The following is a 4,832-nucleotide window of genomic DNA, read 5'->3' on the forward strand; positions in this document are numbered from 1 at the left end:
CACACCTATCAACAGAAACAAACAGGAACGGATGCTACACCCGAACGGCACGGATCAGGGGGCAACGTCATAATCTGCATTGTTGCTGCAGAGTTTCTCCTGGATGCTAGCGTTAGCGCCAACAGATGGGCTCAGGTTAATTCGGCAGGAGAGAGTGTCTGATAGATCGTAAATAATAGGCATTGCGGTCGAGTGCTTGATGTACATATCTCAAACATTATCCGGCTCATTGCAATAAATGGTATACTTTCCCATCGAATTCGTTTTTAGCTCGGGCAAGATTATGAGCTCAGAAGGTCTCGCAACGGGTTCGAGGTTCTTGACGACGTGTAAATGTAATGCCTCATAGAAATCCTGTGATATCGTAGATGTATTGTGAGGAACAACAAGTGCAATTATTCTTTCTTCGACGAAACGTACATTCACTTGTTTAACACCAGCTACAGCACTAATCGTATCGGAGACATGCGCCAGCGACACGTTCACCCCCGCGACTTGGACGGCGTTGTCGATGCGACCACCAAATCGGAAGGATTTATCACCAGTCCATTCCAATCTATCTTGTAAATCCAGATAGGACTCTTCAGAGACCTTGCGTCTCACATGCGCTCCATCACGCGTAAGATGCGGGAGCAAATCAAAGTCGTCGTCAAACGACTTTCGGAACCCGACTCCACCTGTCTCGGTAGCACCCAATATCTCTGTAAATGACGACAGCTTTGTGTTCTCCACAACTGACCATGTTTCTTGTGACGAAGGTTCCGCCGCAGTGACGCCGTGTACCTCATGTTCGTATATCATACCCGAACGAGCCATCCTATTCCACAGAAACGGAGTGGCCAAGACTATGTCGCCCTGAATTGCAAGACGTATTGCATTCGTGAATGGCTTGCCGTGTAAATCAACTACGTCTAGCTTGGTTATTGACGGCAATAAGCAAGAGAATAGGAAACCGTAGATGTGATGGGGTGGAACCAAATTTAGAATACGCGAGGAACGCCGGACCGGAAGAACTTGATTGCGAACGATCCCCTTAACTTCTGCCTGCAAATCAGCTATGTTATGAGTGATAAGCTTTGGATTGCCTGTTGAGCCAGACGTTTGAAAGGAGAATTCAGCTTGATCTTCAATCAGATCAAAATGACGAACGATAAGCCCTACCCAATCGCCAAGCGTCTGATAAACTAGTAGGTAATCTTCAATCCCTGTCTTGTGTAGGTTGAAGAAAGTGTTCACTTTCAGCACCAAGTCCAAAAGTGCAAGGCTATCAAATCCTAAGCCGCTCTCACTCAAAGTGAGTTCGTCAAGCTCGGGCAATGTCATTTCGGCCCGACAACGGGCAACAGCTGCTCGGGGTTGAACAACGCCCTTTGTAATCAAAGGGACCTGAGAGACAGCAATGATGCTGAGGACCAGCCGCCTAATTGAGTCCTCGTTTAGGATCCCTCTTTGAGGTTTGTCAACACCCTTTGATGATGACTGCTTTATTGCCGAAATTGCCATCTGTGGAATGATCAACTCTCATATTCGATATCGTGGAGAAATTCACCAACGAGACTTTTGAAATGATGGCGCGAGTCTTCAATCTCTGCCCAAAGCTGCATTCCTAACGCGGCAACCTCGGCGGCATGTGTGTTTAGTCGATAAGAGTCAAAACTCAGCGGTACATCGACCGCAGCATCATACGTCAACAACAAGTCGATGATATCCTCAAGAGAAGCTGCTTCCCACGCTTGCACCGTATCCCGCAAGTCTTCGGCTTGATGAAAACGCCGAATTGCCAGAACATATGACTGATCAGTTTTTCTATAGATGTTGATTTCGTACCAATACGGAATGCTGGGAGTAAAACTCATGGCCATACCCAACTCCGTACCTTCAAACCGAAGCGGTCTCGCGCCCTTGCGCTTTATTTGAAATGACATGTAATTGTGTGGCAATTGCGTGACACCTGTTTGCAGATTTATATCACCGTGCGGCACTTCCATCATAGTGGTCATTTGTCTTCCTTTCATCTATTGGAATTGGGTGAGGCGTAGCGTCTTTTCGGAAAGAAGTTCAACTGCATCGAGTATCACTTTTGGATTCTGCCTTTTTGAGTCGCCAAGCATCGGGTGCATCAGCTTTGTAGACAGGTACCTTACCCACCGGTTCAGTTTTGGCCCAATTGTCAATCCATCCACAGCGCATGCGCGGCACCACGGCCGAAAACTCGAGTTCGACAGAGTAGACAAACGCAAGGCAACGAAAAAATGCCCATCCTGGTTTAGATATAGGGTTATCTCTTGTTCGCACTTTAGCCCCGAGATCGAAATAGGCCCGCGGAAGATCAGCACTTCGACACCAAGAAAAGTGATCGGTCTAGCACCGTCGCGGCGAAGCCTAATCTGCTTCCACTCCGGAAGGTTTGATTTTTTTGATCTTTCATCTGACCCCGGTCTTTGCGAGACTGATTGAAGGAAGTAGCCGCTTCCTTCTGTGACATTATGGCGGGCGGCCAAAATGCTTCTCAGTTCTGGGGCGATCGTGACGCTGACATCAATATCTGTGCTTCGGCTCATTATTCGTCGCGCCTCTACCGCTCATGTGCGTTTCACGAACATCCAGCAATTTTGGCCATCTGGTTGCGCCTTCAGGTGGATCTTGACGCCGACATCAGCCCCTTTGTAAGCAAACTTGTAGTCGAACATGACATTGAGCTGGCCGGTTCGGTGGAATTTCAGAAATTCACCGTGAAAGCGTTTCCCCTTTGCGCACGGTGCCACATCATTGAAGAAATCTTTTCCTATCATTTCCTCCGGCGTGCGGCTGGCAATTAAGCCTTCTGCCTTATTGTATTTCACGATCTTGCCATTTCGGTCCAACATGACGGCGCCGAAAGGCAGGTACTCCGCGCGCTGTGGCTCACGATTGAGAATATTGTCTAGGTCTTGGCTGCCGAAGGGGATGATTTCCATTTTACTGTCCTTGCTTTAGACTGTTGTTTCGTTGGTTGTATCGACGCCGTCTTCGTTCGATAGGAACGTGTCAGAGCGGGTCAAAGACATATCGTGAACGCGTTTGAGCGTTTGGCTGCCAAACTCGTCCTGTTTCTTGGCCCGGCCTTCCGGCGCCGCCCATTTATAATCCATCTTACCTAGGGTCACGATGCATTGAGGGATAAGCTCAAACCGCTCTTTCATGGCGTATTTTGCCGAGTCGACTTCGATTGGTTCAACCGCTTCAAATTCGACCATTGCATTAAGCTCTTCGACGACGCTTTCCGCCTCTAGGCGCGCCGTGTTTCCGATGACTTCCGCAGCCGCCATCAGTACCCATTCCGGGTGCTCGCCTCGAATGATGAGGCTGCGGCTCGGGTCGCGGAATTCATACTGCCCATCGGTCTCACTCAGGCATCCAATTTCACTCATGTGCTTTGCTCCTTTCGCTGCCATTCGGCCACTTGTACCGCGATGCATTGCAAACGAATTTCTGAATCGACTCGAAAAATGAAGATTTCGCAAACTAGTTCAAAAAAGAATTTTGCTTCTTCTATTCTATCTTAACCAAGACGTAAGGACTGCACCTATAGTCAAGTTGACATGTTCCATATTGGAAGCAAACGATGGTAAACCCAGATTGTGAGGCCGCGCCAAAGGATATGCCCGATCTGTGGGATATGGTTTTGTTACCGCGGTGCCAGGGCCCTCCCCTTAGATTTCGCGGGCGCCGTATCGCGCGCCAGAGTCGCTGGTTGACATGCGATACACCAATTTTTATTGACCTTTGGGTTCGAAAAAAAGGAGGCTACGTAGTTGCCTACAGCCACTGCAGGGACGGACAAATTAGGCCTGACGCACGTGTTGTGGCAGTACTAGATGATGTTCCGGCCTGTTTGGAGAACCGTTGTGAAGAATCATCTAAACCGTTGTTGCTCCCTGATATCGCTTCGATGCTATCCAGTCTGATGCGCAATATGGCGCTTCAACAGCAGTTTGCGATTCTTGTTGGAGATTTCCTTGAAGCTTTCGAAGCCTCCCACAATCGAAAGAATGCGGCTCAAAACGAACGACACGAGGTATGAATGGAAATTGAGAATTACAAAAAGCTGGCAATTAACGTCAGACGGAACGCGCGAGCGAGCCTACTGGAAATCAGGCAGAACAGGCTTGCAAGACGTAAACAGATTATGAGCCCAATGCGCCCGAGACAACCGGCGTCGGAGAAAGATACAACTAAAAGATCAACAATCGAAAGTGAGCTGCCAGCCAGCGTCGTTGGCGATCCAACTTATTCGACCGACTCTGAAATCATTGCTCAAGCTGGGAGCACTGAAGACAACCATATCGATGTAGATGGATGTGGCGACATACTTGACGAACTTGCATCAAGGAACGCAGCGATGCCAACCAATCCTGAGTTATGCAGCGGGCCAGAAGCAGAGAGTGCCAAAGAGGTTTACGCGGAATACGCACAAGCATCAGAGAAGTCAAATTGGTCAGAAAGCGAACTAGCCAAACTACCAGGCGCGGGACCAGGTCTGATTTGGATGCTATCTCAATGTGGAGTATTTACACTTCAAGATTTGGCGCATCAGGACGAGAAAAAACTAGCCTCACAACTTGGCATCGTTGGGCAAATCATCGATGTAGGGCAGTGGATCCTATTTGCGCAGAGTAAGATACAGGCCCAATAAGAGCGAAAACAAGTTTCCTGCACATTGGCCTGCTGCCGGTTTCGTGGACGGCAACTTAAGCTTTCATAGCTCGCTCCTCGAATGTGGTAGTGCTTAGTGTCTGGACTCATTGAGTTTCAAAGCCAGTAGATGATGATGGCCGCGAGAGCGATAGCTG

General features: G+C 48.7%; 6 protein-coding genes. 1 reads left to right on the forward strand and 5 read right to left on the reverse strand.

Annotated elements, in window-relative coordinates; translation table 11 throughout:
* Positions 1–210: 210 nt before the first annotated feature.
* From SLH47_RS26075 to SLH47_RS26095, 5 genes are read right to left on the reverse strand one after another with little or no spacing between them, the layout of a single operon-like run.
* Complete coding sequence (locus tag SLH47_RS26075; protein WP_320244047.1) at positions 211–1,503, reverse strand: AMP-binding protein; 1,293 nt, start codon at positions 1,501–1,503, stop codon at positions 211–213.
* Positions 1,504–1,514: 11 nt separating this feature from the next.
* Complete coding sequence (locus tag SLH47_RS26080) at positions 1,515–2,000, reverse strand: hypothetical protein (RefSeq protein WP_320244049.1); 486 nt, start codon at positions 1,998–2,000, stop codon at positions 1,515–1,517.
* A 15-nt stretch (positions 2,001–2,015) separates the two neighbouring features.
* Complete coding sequence (locus SLH47_RS26085; RefSeq protein WP_320244051.1) at positions 2,016–2,561, reverse strand: hypothetical protein; 546 nt, start codon at positions 2,559–2,561, stop codon at positions 2,016–2,018.
* Between the two features lie 21 nt (positions 2,562–2,582).
* A complete protein-coding gene (pyp, locus tag SLH47_RS26090; RefSeq protein ID WP_320244053.1) occupies positions 2,583–2,957 on the reverse strand; it encodes a photoactive yellow protein in 375 nt (124 codons plus the stop codon).
* Between the two features lie 15 nt (positions 2,958–2,972).
* Positions 2,973–3,410 (reverse strand): hypothetical protein, encoded by a 438-nt coding sequence (locus tag SLH47_RS26095; RefSeq protein ID WP_320244055.1) that lies wholly within the window; start codon positions 3,408–3,410, stop codon positions 2,973–2,975.
* A gap of 653 nt (positions 3,411–4,063) precedes the next feature.
* On the opposite strand from SLH47_RS26095, the gene SLH47_RS26100 reads away from it, so the two are divergent.
* Positions 4,064–4,675, forward strand: coding sequence for a hypothetical protein (locus SLH47_RS26100; protein ID WP_320244057.1), 612 nt, complete (start codon positions 4,064–4,066; stop codon positions 4,673–4,675).
* Positions 4,676–4,832 lie beyond the last annotated feature (157 nt).

It is taken from the genome of Cognatiyoonia sp. IB215182, assembly GCF_033963905.1.
Taxonomy (GTDB): Bacteria; Pseudomonadota; Alphaproteobacteria; order Rhodobacterales; family Rhodobacteraceae; genus Yoonia.

Excerpts from the sequence above, each read along its gene's own strand:
- SLH47_RS26075 (WP_320244047.1), bottom strand. The coding sequence starts at position 1,503 with ATGGCAATTTCGGCAATAAAGCAGTCATCATCAAAGGGTGTTGACAAA.
- SLH47_RS26080 (WP_320244049.1), bottom strand. The coding sequence starts at position 2,000 with ATGACCACTATGATGGAAGTGCCGCACGGTGATATAAATCTGCAAACA.
- SLH47_RS26085 (WP_320244051.1), bottom strand. The coding sequence starts at position 2,561 with ATGAGCCGAAGCACAGATATTGATGTCAGCGTCACGATCGCCCCAGAA.
- pyp (WP_320244053.1), bottom strand. The coding sequence starts at position 2,957 with ATGGAAATCATCCCCTTCGGCAGCCAAGACCTAGACAATATTCTCAAT.
- SLH47_RS26095 (WP_320244055.1), bottom strand. The coding sequence starts at position 3,410 with ATGAGTGAAATTGGATGCCTGAGTGAGACCGATGGGCAGTATGAATTC.
- SLH47_RS26100 (WP_320244057.1), top strand. The coding sequence starts at position 4,064 with ATGGAAATTGAGAATTACAAAAAGCTGGCAATTAACGTCAGACGGAAC.